11 protein-coding genes are annotated in these 14,975 nt (G+C 41.9%); 7 read left to right on the top strand and 4 right to left on the bottom strand.

Translation table 11 applies throughout. The annotated features are described in order from the left end of the window. Positions 1-15: 15 nt before the first annotated feature. The gene (locus ABTP35_RS03110; protein WP_293293959.1) at positions 16-726 is read right to left on the bottom strand and encodes a class I SAM-dependent methyltransferase; all 711 of its coding nucleotides are present in this window, start codon (positions 724-726) and stop codon (positions 16-18) included. A 74-nt stretch (positions 727-800) separates the two neighbouring features. Between ABTP35_RS03110 and ABTP35_RS03105 the strand changes: the two genes are divergently transcribed. The 3 genes from ABTP35_RS03105 (at position 801) to ABTP35_RS03095 (ending at position 3,463) form a co-directional block, all read left to right on the top strand. After that, complete coding sequence (locus ABTP35_RS03105; RefSeq protein WP_224837474.1) at positions 801-1,295, top strand: YkgJ family cysteine cluster protein; 495 nt, start codon at positions 801-803, stop codon at positions 1,293-1,295. A 21-nt stretch (positions 1,296-1,316) separates the two neighbouring features. Beyond that, positions 1,317-2,147, top strand: coding sequence for a sterol desaturase family protein (locus tag ABTP35_RS03100; protein ID WP_293293962.1), 831 nt, complete (start codon positions 1,317-1,319; stop codon positions 2,145-2,147). 158 nt (positions 2,148-2,305) lie between these two features. After that, on the top strand, positions 2,306-3,463 hold the full coding sequence (locus ABTP35_RS03095) for a serine hydrolase (protein WP_252080504.1): 1,158 nt from the start codon (positions 2,306-2,308) through the stop codon (positions 3,461-3,463). A 123-nt stretch (positions 3,464-3,586) separates the two neighbouring features. Here ABTP35_RS03095 and mfd read toward each other — a convergent pair whose 3' ends face one another. After that, the gene (gene mfd / locus ABTP35_RS03090; RefSeq protein ID WP_293293966.1) at positions 3,587-7,024 is read right to left on the bottom strand and encodes a transcription-repair coupling factor; all 3,438 of its coding nucleotides are present in this window, start codon (positions 7,022-7,024) and stop codon (positions 3,587-3,589) included. A gap of 81 nt (positions 7,025-7,105) precedes the next feature. Beyond that, positions 7,106-8,329: a DUF1343 domain-containing protein gene (locus tag ABTP35_RS03085; protein ID WP_293293968.1), complete on the bottom strand. Its 1,224-nt coding sequence runs from the start codon at positions 8,327-8,329 to the stop codon at positions 7,106-7,108. A 3-nt stretch (positions 8,330-8,332) separates the two neighbouring features. Between ABTP35_RS03085 and ABTP35_RS03080 the strand changes: the two genes are divergently transcribed. After that, a complete protein-coding gene (locus ABTP35_RS03080; protein ID WP_224837479.1) occupies positions 8,333-9,574 on the top strand; it encodes an ABC transporter permease in 1,242 nt (413 codons plus the stop codon). Between the two features lie 15 nt (positions 9,575-9,589). After that, positions 9,590-10,366, top strand: a complete 777-nt coding sequence (locus tag ABTP35_RS03075; RefSeq protein ID WP_293293971.1) for an aldose 1-epimerase — start codon at positions 9,590-9,592, stop codon at positions 10,364-10,366. A 1-nt stretch (position 10,367) separates the two neighbouring features. On the opposite strand, the gene ABTP35_RS03070 is transcribed toward ABTP35_RS03075, so the two are convergent. After that, positions 10,368-11,843, bottom strand: a complete 1,476-nt coding sequence (locus ABTP35_RS03070; protein ID WP_293293973.1) for an XRE family transcriptional regulator — start codon at positions 11,841-11,843, stop codon at positions 10,368-10,370. A gap of 127 nt (positions 11,844-11,970) precedes the next feature. On the opposite strand from ABTP35_RS03070, the gene aceB reads away from it, so the two are divergent. Further along, a complete protein-coding gene (aceB, locus tag ABTP35_RS03065; protein ID WP_293293975.1) occupies positions 11,971-13,569 on the top strand; it encodes a malate synthase A in 1,599 nt (532 codons plus the stop codon). An 85-nt stretch (positions 13,570-13,654) separates the two neighbouring features. Then, on the top strand, positions 13,655-14,935 hold the full coding sequence (gene aceA, locus ABTP35_RS03060; protein WP_375334450.1) for an isocitrate lyase: 1,281 nt from the start codon (positions 13,655-13,657) through the stop codon (positions 14,933-14,935). The last annotated feature ends 40 nt before the right edge of the window (positions 14,936-14,975 follow it).

The following is a 14,975-nucleotide window of genomic DNA, read 5'->3' as shown; positions in this document are numbered from 1 at the left end:
CTAAATGGGAAACTATTACTTTTTTAACGTTAGTTTGGCCAAATAATCGTAGTGTTCCCCAGATAGTACAAGTTCACAATTAAGATTATTCGATTCACAGGCATTTTTTAGGGTATTGAAGTCTATATAGACCCAATCAAACTCATCGGTTTCCATTCCTTTATATTCCATCTTAAACTTTACTTCGCCATAGTAATCGCCATTGTCCGGAATCCAATAACCACCGTCATCATCCTGTTCGAACATGTAAATTATGTCGCTGGAATCGACTAAAACCTGACCATTGGGCATCAATAATGAGGCCAAATGCTTTAAAAAGTGACTTAAATTTTTAAATTTTCCGGCCAAACCGATTCCGTTCATCAACAATAGCAAGGTGTCGAAACGGGTATCGCTATACTCCAATATGCTGCCTAAAACCACAGATTTTATGCCACGCTCCTCGCATACCGCTATACATCCTTTGGAATTGTCCAAGGCTGTAACATCCAATCCCTTTTCTTGAAGATACAGGGAGTGGCTTCCGGCACCTGCACCAATATCCAGGACCTTTCCCCGTGCCAACTCAAGGGCCTTTTGTTCTATTTTGGGCATTTTATGGAAGCTGCGGAACAAATAGGGGACAGGCATAACATCCTCTTCATCTAAAGATGAAAAGGTTTTAATGTCTTCCGTATATAGGCCTTTTTGATAATCTAATACCGCCTTTCCAAAAGCATCTGCCATTTTGGGTGTTTTGTTTTTGCAAAGGTGGGACTTTAATTGCATTGAAAGGTTTAAAATGGATAAGTTTGTGCACTATGGACGAAATACTTAAGGAGTTGGCGCAACGGGCAAAGGAAAAACATGCCGAGAACAAAAAATTCTTTGCTAAACTAAAAAAGCGTCCTCCCAAAAACCTTGATTATACAATGCAGGATTTGCACGAGAGCGAATTCGAGCGTACCGACTGCCTTAATTGTGCCAATTGTTGCAAAACCACGGGTCCATTGTTTACCACTGCGGATATCGAGAGGATAGCAAAACATTTTAGGATGAAACCTTCACAATTCATAGATGAGTTTTTGCGAATGGATGAAGAGAACGATTATGTACTGCAATCCGTACCCTGTACGTTTTTGGGTGCCGATAATTATTGCTCCATTTACGACGTTCGGCCCAAGGCATGTCGTGAGTTTCCGCATACGGACCGAAAAAAGTTCCAACAGATTGCCCATTTGACCCTGAAGAATGTGGCCATTTGCCCTGCGGCCTTCAATATTGTGGAAGAAATGAAAAAATCCATAAAATTTTGATGATTTGTTATATTTGAAGGAATGGAACAGATAATTTCTTATTTTGAAACGATTCCTTCGTGGCATCGAAGCCTAATTTTGGTAGGAGGAATCACTTTTTTTTGGATTTTGGAGGGTATTGTGCCCTTGTTCAACGCGCCTTACAAAAAATGGAAGCACTCCGTCCCTAATTTCTTTTTTACGATCACAACGATAATCGTGAACTTTCCTTTAGCGTTCTTGCTCCTAAAATCGTCTGACTGGGCTGTGGAGAATGGGTTCGGGATCATTAATTGGTTGCCCGAAATGCCGTTGTGGCTTTATGTGCTTTTAGGGGTAATGCTTCTGGATTTGATCGGGGCATATACAGCTCATTGGGTGGAGCACAAAGTAAAACCTTTATGGATGGTACATTTGGTGCACCATTCCGACCACAATGTGGATACCACTACCGCCAACAGGCACCATCCATTGGAAAGTTTAATACGCTACGCTTTTACTTTGGCAGGTGTTTTAATCGTTGGTGCGCCCATAGGAATAATAATGCTGTACCAGAGTCTGTCGGTAATCTTTTCTCAATTTAACCATGCGAACATCGGATTGCCAAAAAAAGTGGACAAGACTATCAGTTGGTTCATTGTAAGTCCGGACATGCACAAAGTGCATCATCACTACAAGTTGCCCTATACCGATTCCAATTACGGGAATATCTTTTCTATTTGGGACCGGTTGTTCGGTACCTATATGTATTTGGATGCAGAGGATATTGTTTACGGCGTGGATACATTTCCGGATGAAAAGGAGAACAGCAGCATCAAAGGCTTGCTAAAACAACCTTTCCATAAATATCGAAGGCCTACAACAGATGGGTAGTAAAAAATCGATCTTTAGATTTCGATTGCTCAAGAATTCTAAGATGTTATTCTTGTTTTTAAGCAGAATCCATTATCTATCTACATCATCATTGGAACTGATGATTTAAAATTCCGTAACAATCACTACCTTACTTCTCCAATCCAAACCTTTCTGAAATGAAAAACAGTTTTGTTGCGGCCTTACTTTTTGCCGCATTTGCCATCACTTTTAATGTCAACTCCCAAGAAATATATTTTCCAGAACGCTACGCAATGTGGAAAACAGCTGAGAATGGTCAATTTAAATTTGACAAAGCTACTTTGAAGAAGGCGGTCGATTATGCCAAATCCAACGAATATTCCGGGTCTAGGGATTTGCGGGTCGCTATTTTGGAAGGGTTCAAGAGAGAGCCTTTTCATCAAATTTTGGGTCCGACCAAAAAACGTGGGGGACCTGCCGGATTGATTATGAAGAACGGCTATGTTTTGGCATCGTGGGGCGATACCAAACGTGTTGATATGACTTTTAGTGTTACCAAGAGCTTTTTGTCCACCGTTGCTGGTCTTGCCGAAGATCACGGATTGATCAACGACACCAAGGATAAAGTTGGCGACTATATCTGGGACGGCACTTTTGATGGCGAGCATAATTCCAAAATTACCTGGGAACACCTATTACAACAAAATTCCGATTGGTCGGGCGAGCTGTGGGGGGGGAAGGACTGGGCGGACCGTCCACCTAGCAAAGGAGGTCTTGACGATTGGAAGTACCGAACCCTTAACGAACCAGGAACCGTAATGGAATATAACGATGTTCGTGTGAACGTACTTGCCTATTCGCTCACCCATGTGTGGAGAAAACCTGTTCCCATGGTGCTCAAAGAAGAGGTGATGGATAAAATTGGAGCAACTACATCTTGGCGATGGTTCGGTTACGAAAATGCTTGGACCGTTATCGATGGTATTAAAATGAAATCCGTTACGGGAGGTGGACACTCAGGTGCAGGGCTTTTTATTTCTACCGAGGATATGGCTCGTTTTGGAATCCTATTCTTGAACAACGGGAAATGGCAAGATGAACAGATTATCAGTGAGGATTGGATCAAGAAAGCGACTATGCCTTCCGTGCCCAATGTGAATTATGGCTACATGTGGTGGTTAAACCAACAGGGTGATCGCCATTGGGACAGTGTTCCAGAACATGTGTTCTACGCTGCCGGTTTTGGGGGCAATTTTATTGTGGTGGATCAAAAAAGTGGTTTGGTGATCGTGACCCGTTGGCTGGAACCTTCCAAAATTGGTGAGTTTGTAAAGCAGGTTTACGGGGCTTTTTAAGTTTGAATGCCATTTCGTACTATACGGACTTATTCTTTTATTTTGAAGTTGCTGGACGCTTCACTCAATCGAAATGACCTAGGTGGTGTATCAGTCCTTTCGAACGATATGAGAAATCTTACCTTATGCAGAAACATTCTCTTTTGAAGGCGTAAACGGCACCAACACTTTCAATGCCTTCTCCACACTTGTTATTTTATCAAAAACCAACAATAACCGGAGTCCATTTCGGGTCTGTTTTTCCTTGAGTTTTACCAATTGCGGATGTGTTTGAGCGTATTGCAATATTTGGGTAAATACGGGGCTTTGGTAAAAACTGGATTGTTGGTCGGCAATAAAGTAACCAATAAACTTGCCTTTTTTCATGATCACTTTTTCCAGTGCTATATGGGTGGCGATCCATTTTATACGAACAGAGTTCATCAAATCCACGGCAGGTTCCGGTAACTCCCCAAAACGATCTACTAGTTGTGCCTCGAATTTTTGTAGGCCTACTTCGTCCTCTACACTGTTTAGTTGGGTGTAAAGGTTCAGTCGTTCGGTTATATTGTTTATGTAATCATCAGGGAAGAGCAATTCAAAATCGGTATCGAGCTGCATCTCTTTTACATATACTTTTTCTTTGTCGCCCTCTACTTCTTCATACAATTCTTTGAACTCATTCTCCTTAAGTTCATCTATAGCTTCCGACAATATTTTTTGATAGGTCTCGAAACCGATCTCATTTATGAAACCACTTTGCTCGCCTCCTAAAAGATCGCCCGCTCCTCGTATTTCCAAATCTTTCATGGCTATGTTAAAACCACTGCCCAAGTCGGTAAATTGTTCCAAAGCTTCGATTCGTTTCCTTGCTTCGGGGGTCATAACCTCGTAAGGCGGTGTAATAAAGTAACAGAAGGCTTTTTTGTTGCTTCTGCCTACGCGCCCGCGCATTTGGTGTAGATCGCTCAACCCAAAATTATTGGCATTATGAATAAAAATGGTGTTGGCGTTGGTTACGTCCAATCCACTTTCTATAATCGTGGTGGACACCAATACATCGAACTCGCCGTTCATGAACGAAAGCATTAAGGATTCCAATTTTTTGCCTTCCATTTGACCATGTCCGATACCAATTTTTGCATCGGGTACCAAACGTTGGAGCATTCCGGCAACTTCTTTAATGTTCTCTATGCGGTTATGGATAAAAAATACTTGTCCGCCCCTTTGGATCTCGTAGGATACCGCATCGCGTATAACCTCTTCGTTTAAACGAATAACCTGACTTTCGATGGGGTAGCGGTTGGGCGGTGGCGTATTGATCACGGATAGGTCCCGAGCGGCCATCAAACTAAATTGAAGTGTTCTCGGAATAGGAGTGGCGGTTAATGTAAGCACATCCACATTTTCTTTTATGGAACGTAGCTTCTCTTTTACAGCAACCCCGAATTTTTGTTCCTCGTCCACGATCAACAATCCCAGATCTTTGAACTGCACGTTCTTGTTCACCAGTTGATGGGTGCCTATAATGATATCTATTTTGCCCACGGCCAAACGTTCCAAGACATCCTTTTTCTCCTTAGCGGTACGGAAGCGGTTGAGGTAATCGACCGATACAGGCATTTCTTTTAGGCGCTCCTTAAAGGTTCTGCTATGTTGAAATGCCAAAATGGTAGTAGGTACCAAAACGGCGACCTGTTTGCCATTGTCCACGGCCTTGAATGCGGCACGAATGGCAACTTCGGTTTTTCCAAAACCTACATCACCACAGATCAAGCGGTCCATGGGGCGTTCGCTTTCCATGTCCTTTTTTACATCTTGGGTGCTCTTTTCTTGGTCAGGGGTGTCTTCGTAAATAAAGGATGCCTCCAGTTCGTGCTGCAGATAGCTGTCCGGGGCATATTGGAACCCTTTTTCGAGTCTACGCTTAGCATAAACCTTAATAAGGTCGAAAGCAATTTTCTTAACCCTTGCCTTGGTCTTTTGTTTCAGTTTTTTCCAGGCAGCAGAACCCAGTTTGAATATTTTTGGTGGTGCACCGTCCTTACCGTTGTACTTGGATATTTTGTGCAATGAGTGAATGCTCACATATAAAATATCACGATCGCCATAAATAAGTTTAATGGCTTCCTGCTTTTTGCCCTCTACATCAATTTTTTGCAATCCTCCAAACTTGCCGATACCATGGTCAATATGGGTCACGTAATCCCCAATTTCGAGTTTGTTGAGCTCTTTTAAAGTAATGGCCTGTTTTTTTGCATAGCCATTTTTTAAATGGAACTTATGGTAACGCTCAAAAATTTGATGATCCGTGTAGCAGGCTATTTTCAGGTCTTGATCAATAAAACCTTGGTAGAGCGGGAATATTATGGTTTGATAATGGACGGTTTGGTCCACTTCATCAAAAATATCGTGAAAACGCTTGGCCTGTTGTTCCGTGGAACAGAAAATATAATTGTTGTAACCCCCATCCCGATTATCATTGAGGTTTTCGATCAGCAGATCAAACTTTTTATTGAAGGAGGGTTGCGGTTTAGTATTGAATTGGATTATCGAAGCTGTCGTCCCGAGCGTAGCCGAGCTAAGTTCTTTTGTCTGGTTCTCGACTGCACCCGAACTTACGGAAGAATTGCCTATCTCAACACATAAATAATCCTCCAATTGTGCTTTTAATAAAATCGAATCTGCAAAAAGTTCTTTAGGTTTTGCGTGTTTGATCTCTTGGCTCAATTTGGTGAAACTTTCTTCCGCTTTTTCAAAAAGAGAATCGATTCGGTCGTAGATCAGTGCCAGGTTTTTGGCAAATATCACTGTGCTTGCCGAAACATATTTTAAAAAGCTTTCGCGTATCTCTTCGGTAAATTTGTTCTCTACATTGGGGATGATCGTGATTTTCTTCACTTTGTCCGTGGAGAGTTGTGTTTCTACATCAAAAGTTCGAATACTGTCCACTTCATCGCCAAAAAACTCTATACGATAAGGTTCGTCATGCGAGAAGGAGAACACATCCACAATTCCGCCACGAACGGAAAATTCTCCCGGTTCGGTAACAAAGTCCACTCGTTTAAACTGATATTCAAAAAGGACTTCGTTCAAGAAATCCAAAGAGATTTCGTCACCAATTTTAATCTTTTGTGTGTTTTTGTCGAGTTCCTTTCGCGTAACCACTTTCTCAAATAGTGCATCGGGGTAGGTAACGATCACCGCAGGTTTTTTTCTGGAATTGATACGGTTTAGGACTTCGGCACGCAAAAGTACGTTGGCATTATCGGTTTCTTCTATTTGATATGGCCTACGATAGCTTCCGGGGTAGAAAAGCACATCTTTTTCACCGATGAGCTGTTCCAGATCGTTTAAATAATAGGCGGCTTCTTCCTTGTCGTTCAAAATTAGGAGAAAAGGTAGGTCTGCCGATTTGAACGTGTCGGTTATCATAAAAGAAAGCGATGAGCCCACAAGTCCTTTTACATTGATTTTTTGTGATCTTGCAGAAGAGTTGCTTTGAGATTGGGCAATGGCGCTCCTCAGTTTCCCAAGTGCGGGAGACTGTTCGTATAATTGGGAAATCGGGGTTTTGGTCAATCCAAAAAACTTTGCGGCAAAGATAAATCGTGAAATCTTTTACAAGAAATGTTTTTTTGGATAAAATTTCAATTCAAAAAACTAATCATAGATCAAATACTTTGCCCTGATCTTTTTGAATTCTTTCAGATCATTCTGCCAAGTCGCCCGGATTTCTTCATTGGTCATACCTTCTTCAATCTGTTGTTGGAGCAAAGGCGTGCCGGCATGTTTGGTAAACCCATTGGTTAAAAAGAACTTTGATTTATCCAAGGTGTTGTTGTAGGCATCAATGATCCACTCCATGCTTACTTTGTTCATCCTTGGCGTTTTGGACAGATCTTTGCCGTAGCAGGTCTTGCCTTCTTCTTTAGGATATTTGGAGCCAAAATTAGGTTTAGGCACATAACTGAAATCATAGGCCGTACTATCCATAAAGGATGCGCCATAGCGCTGAAATTGGGATTCGGTGCCCCTGCCTGCATTCACATTGGTGCCCTCGAAAAGTCCTAAGCTGGGGTATAATGTAATCGATGTATCGTTGGGCAAATTCGGGGAAGGTCGGATAGGCAAATGGTACTCCGAATCGTGTGTATAATTTTCGAGTTCTATAACTGTTAAGTCGGCTTTTATACCGTTTTCCATCCATTTTTCACCGTTCAGCATTAAGGCATATTCGCCCATCGTCATCCCGTACACCAACGGTATAGTGTTCATTCCCAAATATCCTGTGTGCTCCTTCATCATGGTGGGGCCATCCACATAATGTCCATTGGGGTTGGGCCTATCCAACACAATTATGGGTTTGTTGTTTTCGGCACAAGCCTCCATTACCAATTCCAGTGTGGCAATGTAGGTGTAAAACCTGACCCCGACATCCTGAATGTCAAAAACCACAACATCGAGCTCTTCGAGTAGCTCTTTGGAAGGTTTTTTATTTTTGCCATAAAGGGAAATTAAAGGCAGTCCCGTTCGCGTATCCATACCGTCCTTCACGTGCTCTCCCGCATCTGCGGTACCTCGAAAACCGTGTTCCGGGGCAAATACTTTTTTAATATCGACACCTAAAGAAAGCAAAGAGTCCACCAAATGTGTGTAGCCTTTTTCTTTGAAAATAACGCTTGTTGGGTTGGCTACAATTCCTACTGATTTTTCTTTTAAAAGGGGGGCATAGGCCTCGGTTCGGTTGGCGGCCACTTTTATGGACGGGGGAGAGGCTGTTTGTGCCTTGGTATCGGAATTGTCTTCTTTTTGTTGACCCTTGCATGCGGAAAGCATTAAAAACAACAATAAAAATGTACTTTTGAATCTAGATAAAATGGACATTCGTTGAATTTAGAATTATTTATAGCCAAACGCCTTGTTACAGGGAAGGAGCATAAAATTAGTATTTCCGCCCCGATTATAAAAATTGCCATTGCGGCAATTGCCATCGGTGTTGTAATGATGTTGATTGCCATAGCGACAGGTGTGGGCCTTAAAAACAAGGTTCGAGAAAAGGTTGCAGCCTTTAACGGACATATCCAAATTTCCAATTTTGATAATAACAACTCCGAGGTTTCCTTGAAACCAATTTCCATTGATCAGGACTTTTATCCAGAGTTTTTGAACGTTGAGGGTATAAAGCACGTACAGGCCGTAGCCACCAAAGGAGGAATTATTAGAACTGCAGATACTTTTGAAGGGATGTTGGCCAAAGGGGTTGGGAGCGATTATGATTGGAGTACGTTCAAGGAATATCTGGTGGACGGTAGGTTGCCCGATTATAGCGATGAGTTGAACGAAGAGGTGTTGATCTCCAAATTAATGGCCAATAGGTTGCAACTAAAGACCGGTGATAGCTTTTTTTCCTTTTTTCTGAGGGATGGGGATGCCTCCAAGCCACCGAATAATAGACGGTTCGATATTGTGGGTATTTATGACAGTGGTTTCGAGGAGTTTGATGAAACCTACGTGTTCGTGGATATCCGACATATCCAACGAATGAACAAATGGGAGGAAAATCAAATTGGAAACTTTGAGGTATTTATTGAGGATTTCGACCAACTTGAAGAAAAAAGTAACGAAATATATAACAAAACGATCTCTGTTTTGGATACCCAAAATATAAAGAACAAGTATTTCCGAATTTTTGAATGGATCGGACTTTTTGATTTCAATATTGCTTTGATCATTGGGATTATGATCATTGTGGGCGGTATAAATATGATTACCGCTTTACTGGTTTTGATTTTGGAACGTACCCAAATGATAGGAATTCTTAAAGCGTTGGGGTCGGCGAACTGGAGCATCCGAAAGGTATTTTTATATAACGCAGCCTATTTGATTGCCATTGGGCTATTTTGGGGTAACCTTATCGGATTGGGGGTTATTTTTCTTCAGGACAGGTATCGAATGTTCAAATTTCCAAACCCGCAAGAATATTATATTGAGTACATTCCCGTACATATGGATCTGTCCACAATTATATTTTTGAATATTGGGGTCATGGTACTTTGTTTGTTAATGCTTTTGATCCCATCGTACATTATCACAAAGATTACACCTGTAAAAGCCATCCAGTTCGAATAACCAAAAATTAAGAAGATGATTCAGCTAAAAAACAATACAAGCGAAATAAGCATAGATAAAGGAGAGTTGGTCGGTTACAAGGTTAACGGATTTGAATTTATCCATCAAAAAGGAAGCCCGGGCTGGAGTAGTTCGGATACCGAAATGTTCCCTATTATCGGGCCAGTTAACAAAGCCGGTTTTAGGGTTCAAACCCCAAAAGGCCCTGCTGTACAGGACCAACATGGTCATCTACGTCAAATGGAATATAAACTGGCAAACCATTCGGATACTACAGCCGTTTACGAAAAAAAGTATAAAGCGGGCACTGAAGTTTTCAATGCCAAGTTCCCGGAAAAATCCACTGAAGAAGCGTTGATCTGGCCATATGATTTCAAGTTTAAAAAATCGTTTGTGTTGCACGAGGATTCGTTGGAAATCAGTTTTAGAATTACCGGCGAGCAAGGAATGCCCTTTATGTTGGGGTATCATCCAACTTTTAAGTTGTATTCCAGTGCACCCACCATTGTGACCAAAAACAGGGAAATAACCTTGGACGAAGTTTTGGCTGTTGGGAGTAGGGCACTGCAGGTAGCGGATTGTACCTCCATCACACTAAAGGATGAAAAGGAGATTACCATCGAGACCAAAGGTTTTGGAAATTTTATGTGCTGGACGGAAGTTCGGAATATGGTATGTATCGAGCCGATTTCGTTCTATCCTTACGCCGTGGAACAGTCCCATCTGCACAACGGATTTCAACTATTGGAAGACGAAGCTGTTTTTAATGTACTGTTAAAACCAAAAGCGTAACCTAACTGAATTTCTGCTGCAGTTCTTCCACCACTGATTCGGTTTTCAAGTTCTGTTGTTTTTTTTGCAACACCACAGGAGGTGATTGTCTTACATCACAATCTTTTATGGAACAACGCTCGCAAGTAACGCCAACATGGTAGGTTTTTATTTTGGGATCATCCAAAAACTTTACTTTCTTTTGGAGTTCTGTATTGATCAATAGTCCAAGACTTACACTCCTATATTCGTCTTTTTTAAATGGATCTGCCGTAGCACTGGAAAAAATAAGATAGGATAAACCGTCGTTTGGGTAATGCGAGATCTGAACATCCATGAGGTGCTCGGCCGATGTTTTTGAAATTTCCTGCAACACCCGGATAGAGACCCAACGGCGACAATATTTTTCGTTGGATTCGTTTCCGTGTGGTGAATGGTGGTGGGTAAGGTGCAATTCTTTGGTAATATGGAATCGATTGCTTCCTTCTTTATGCCCCAACCGAAGAAAGAATAGGTTTTCCAGCTGGTAATCGTTGGGCAAGATGTTCGTCAGTCTCTGGTAAAGTGATTCCGGCGACGCATTAAAACTGTTCTTGATTTCGGTGAGAAACGATTTGTCGAATTTTGGTTTGGCTAAAAAGGTCTCTAGATTTTGTTTGATCAAGTGCCTCGGGATGACCAGAGCTCCAGCAAAATAAGAAGCGTAAAAATTATTGAGCACTTGATCAAAATTGTTGAATTTGATCCAGGTAAATGTGTACAGTCGTTCTTCGATGTTTAAATAATTGTACCCGATTTCTTTGGCATAGATAAAAGCCCGTTGTGCCTCATCGATATGGTCCGCTACCAAAAGTGTTTTTGTTTTGGGGATAAAAATAGACCGTAGGTTGTCCAGTTCCTTATATCGGGTCAGTTCGTCATTATTAATGGAATAGCCATATTCCTCCACCAATATTTCTTCTAGTTCCGTTGATGTTGGTGACTTTTTAGAATTGACCTGATACGCTTTGGTAAAATTCTCTGCCGCCTCCTCCAATTCGGGGAAAAAGTTATTGCTGGCCTCTTGGAAAGAACGCAAGGAGGCCAAGTAAAAGCTTTCCTTGCCAAAGTTGTAGTGTTTGGCAATCTCAATAATGGTGCTGATAAAAGCATTTACCTTGGTAGGGGCGTTGGCTACAATGTCAATAAGGTCACTTTCCTTGATCCCGAACAGTTCCAAGGGAAGTTCTTTCAAAACTTTGGACTTTAGCAATTCGCCGACAGGAGCTAGATTTTTGTCCAACTTAAGGGAAACCATATTATCGTAGGGAACTTCCAATTTTTCCGCTAGAAGGGCAATTTTATCCGTTTTGGGATACTTTTTCCCTTTTTCGATTTCGTTGAGGTAAGATTTGGAGAGTCCGGATAGTTTGGACAAACCAAACAACGAAAGTTTTCTTTTGGTCCGTATCTGCTTGAGCTTTAGCCCAAAAATCAGTTTAATATATTCTTCTTCCATTTTTCTCGATCAAAGATAGCTCTTTTTGCGAATATGATAAAAAAAGCGAATAAATATAAATTAGCGAACGTTCGCTTGTTTTTTTCAAACGTTTGCGTTAACCTTGTTTCATAAATTTAAAAGTACTATGGAACAAGCAGTTATGACCAATACCAAATTGCAATTTGCAAAAGAGGTGAAGAACTACTACCCAGAACTGTTGACAAATCGGGCTTTTGATTTTTTGATTGCATTGCATCAAAAGTTCAATAGATCCAGGTTGCAGTTGCTGGACGAACGAACTAAGCGGCAAGCACAATTTGATGCCGGTACTTTACCGGATTTCCCCAAAGAAACGGAACAGACAAGAACCGTAGATTGGAAGGTAAAAGGAATTCCAGAAGACTTACAGGACAGAAGGGTGGAGATTACCGGGCCGGTGGACCGGAAAATGGTGATCAACGCTTTGAACTCCGGCGCCAAGACCTTTATGGCCGATTTTGAGGACAGCAATGCGCCGACTTGGTATAATTGTATGCAAGGCCAGCAGAACTTAATAGATGCAAATAAGCGCACCATTACCTATTATGATTCAAAAAAAGGTAAAAACTATAAGTTGAACGAGGAGGTAGCCGTTCTTTTGGTGAGGCCCCGTGGACTGCATTTGAACGAGAGACATATCTTGATCGATGGTGAGGAGGCTTCGGGCAGTTTGGTCGATTTTGGTTTGTATGTGTTCCACAACACGGAGATATTGCGCAACAGGAAATCCGCTCCATATTTCTACTTGCCCAAGTTGGAACATTACTTGGAGGCCAGATGGTGGAACGAGGTAATGACATTTGCTGAAGAATACCTGAACGTTCCGGTAGGAACCTTCAAGGCAACGGTTTTGATCGAGACCATAACGGCCAGTTTTCAATTGGACGAGATCATTTACGAGCTGAAAAACCATATTGTAGGTCTTAATTGTGGCCGATGGGATTATATTTTTTCCTACATCAAAAAATTTAAAAATCATCCCGAATTTATTTTGCCGGACAGAGATCAGGTGACCATGACAGTGCCCTTTATGGATGCCTATTCAAAACTGGTGATACAGCGTTGCCATAAAAGAGGTATTCACGCAATGGGCGGTATGGCAGCGCAAATACCTATCAACAACAACCCCATTGCCAATGAAAAGGCACTTGAAAAAGTACGATTGGATAAGGAAAGGGAGGTTAAAAACGGGCACGATGGCACATGGGTGGCGCATCCCGGGTTGGTGAAAATTGCCAAGGATATCTTTGATGCACACATGCCCAGTGCAAATCAACACGATGTGCTCCGGGAAGAGGATTCAATAGCGGCTTCCGATCTACTTGCCATTCCTAAAGGTACAGTTACCGAAAAAGGGGTCCGTAAGAATATTTCCGTTGGCATACTGTACATGGAGTCTTGGTTGCGGGGCAACGGGTGTGTGGCCATCAATAACTTAATGGAAGATGCGGCAACGGCCGAAATCTCCAGGACACAATTGTGGCAATGGCTAAAATTTACGGTTAGGTTGGATGATGGTAGAAAACTGACCGAAGCTCTCTATACAAAACTGTTGGAAGAAGAAATCGCAAAAATCCGACACTTGGTAGGTGAGGGCAATTTGCACAATACCAAATTTGATGAAGCCATCAAATTGTTCGATAAGCTGGTGAGGGCAGATAAGTTTGAAGAATTTCTGACCACCAAGGCCTATCGTGAGATATAACTTAAACAAAGCATATTAATCAAAAAAATCCCAAGAATGCGCGAACATTACCTGGGATTCAAGTCAAATTTCGAATTATAAAATTATGGAAAAAAAGGAGAAAATTCAAGCATTGGTAACAGATTGGACCGTTAACCCGCGATGGAAAGGTGTGGAACGCCCGTATACCGCAGAAGAAGTTATAAAGCTTCGGGGATCTTATGAGATAGACCATTCCATTGCACGTTTAGGGGCCGAAAAGCTATGGGAAAAATTGAATACCCAAGATTTTGTTGCAGGTCTGGGCGCATTGACCGGTAACCAGGCCATACAGGAAGTCGAGGCCGGACTGGACGCCATTTATTTGAGCGGATGGCAAGTAGCGGCAGATGCCAATCTGGCTGGGGAAATGTATCCCGATCAATCATTGTATCCGGCCAATAGCGTGCCCATGGTGGTTAAACGGATCAATAATGCCCTTTTGCGCGCCGATCAAATTCAAACGGTAAACGAAATCGAGGCGAAAAAAGATTATTTGGTGCCTATCGTGGCCGATGCAGAAGCAGGTTTTGGAGGTAACCTCAATGCCTATGAATTGATGAAATCCATGATAGAAAACGGAGCCTCCGGAGTGCATTTTGAAGACCAGTTAAGTTCTGCCAAAAAATGTGGGCACTTGGGGGGAAAGGTTCTGGTACCGACCCAGGAAGCCATAAATAAGTTAATTGCAGCTCGATTGGCTGCCGATGTAATGGGTGTGCCATCAATAATTATTGCTCGTACCGATGCTGATGCGGCAAATCTGTTGACCAGTGATATTGATGACAGAGATCATAAATTTTTAACGGGCGAAAGATCTCCAGAAGGCTTCTTTTATGTGAACAATGGTCTAGATCAGGGTATCGACCGTGGACTGAGCTATGCTCCATTCGCCGATTTGATTTGGTTGGAAACTTCGAACCCCGACTTGGAACAAGCACGAAAATTTGCTGAGGCCATCCACAGTAAATATCCAGACAAAATGTTGGCCTATAATTGTTCGCCATCCTTTAATTGGGCTGCAAAACTATCCGTTAAGGAAATGGAAGGTTTTAGAGAGGAACTCGCCGCTTTGGGCTACAAGTTCCAATTTATTACCCTTGCCGGTTTCCATGCCCTCAACACCAGTATGTTCGAACTTTCAAAATCCTATAAAGAAAGGGGTATGGCCGGTTATTCAGAATTGCAAGAACGTGAGTTTGCTTTGCAAAAAGACGGCTTTAAAGCGGTAAAACACCAAGGTTTTGTGGGTACGTCCTATTTTGATATGGTGCAAAACGTGGTTACTTCGGGAAAAGCGAGCACCATGGCCATGAAAGATAGTACGGAAACTGCTCAGTTTAAATAATACTTTACTTTAACTTGTTGTAGTTATTTGTGTTTTAAAG

The sequence above is a fragment of the Flagellimonas alginilytica genome (assembly GCF_042134605.1).
Lineage (GTDB): Bacteria > Bacteroidota > Bacteroidia > Flavobacteriales > Flavobacteriaceae > Flagellimonas > Flagellimonas alginolytica.
This window is presented reverse-complemented; position numbering and strand designations above follow the sequence as displayed.

What these genes read in the sequence shown, in the direction of transcription:
- ABTP35_RS03105 (WP_224837474.1), top strand. Translation starts at nt 801, where the DNA reads ATGGACGAAATACTTAAGGAGTTGGCGCAACGGGCAAAGGAAAAACAT.
- ABTP35_RS03100 (WP_293293962.1), top strand. Translation starts at nt 1,317, where the DNA reads ATGGAACAGATAATTTCTTATTTTGAAACGATTCCTTCGTGGCATCGA.
- ABTP35_RS03095 (WP_252080504.1), top strand. Translation starts at nt 2,306, where the DNA reads ATGAAAAACAGTTTTGTTGCGGCCTTACTTTTTGCCGCATTTGCCATC.
- aceA (WP_375334450.1), top strand. Translation starts at nt 13,655, where the DNA reads ATGGAAAAAAAGGAGAAAATTCAAGCATTGGTAACAGATTGGACCGTT.
- ABTP35_RS03070 (WP_293293973.1), bottom strand. Translation starts at nt 11,843, where the DNA reads ATGGAAGAAGAATATATTAAACTGATTTTTGGGCTAAAGCTCAAGCAG.
- ABTP35_RS03075 (WP_293293971.1), top strand. Translation starts at nt 9,590, where the DNA reads ATGATTCAGCTAAAAAACAATACAAGCGAAATAAGCATAGATAAAGGA.
- ABTP35_RS03085 (WP_293293968.1), bottom strand. Translation starts at nt 8,329, where the DNA reads ATGTCCATTTTATCTAGATTCAAAAGTACATTTTTATTGTTGTTTTTA.
- aceB (WP_293293975.1), top strand. Translation starts at nt 11,971, where the DNA reads ATGGAACAAGCAGTTATGACCAATACCAAATTGCAATTTGCAAAAGAG.
- ABTP35_RS03110 (WP_293293959.1), bottom strand. Translation starts at nt 726, where the DNA reads ATGGCAGATGCTTTTGGAAAGGCGGTATTAGATTATCAAAAAGGCCTA.